Annotated in this window: 1 pseudogene; it reads left to right on the forward strand. The window is 78.3% G+C overall.

The window, feature by feature from the left end:
* Nucleotides 1-388 (forward strand): annotated as a pseudogene (locus LPA54_RS39040) (NAD-dependent epimerase); the annotation flags it as partial.
* Between the last annotated feature and the right edge of the window lie 55 nt (nucleotides 389-443).

Raw genomic sequence — 443 nt, forward strand, 5'->3', positions numbered from 1 at the left:
GCAGGTGCTGCACACGGACGACGCGGCGCAGGCGTACCGGCTGGCGGTGCTGTCCGCGCAGGCGCGGGGGCCGTACAACCTCGCGGCGGAGCCGACGGTGGACGTGGAGCTGCTGGGCGAGATGCTGGGCACGCGCCGGGTACGGCTGCCGCGCGCCGCGGCCCGGTCGGCGGTCGCCGCGGCCTGGGGGCTGCGCCTGCTGCCCGCGTCCCCGCACCTGTTCGACGCGGTGCTGCGGCTGCCGCTGATGGACGGCACCCGGGCCCGGGTGGAACTCGGCTGGCGGCCGACGCGCACGGCGACGCAGGTGGTGGAGGAGTTCCTGCGGGGCATGCGGGAGGGGGCCGGGGAGAACACGGCGCCGCTGCACGGCAGCGCGGTGGGCTGAGCGGCGCGGTTGCGCGGGCCCGCGCGGGGTACCCGCGAGGGCCGTACGGATGAAG

This window comes from Streptomyces sp. DH12 (genome assembly GCF_020873895.1).
Lineage (GTDB): Bacteria > Actinomycetota > Actinomycetes > Streptomycetales > Streptomycetaceae > Streptomyces.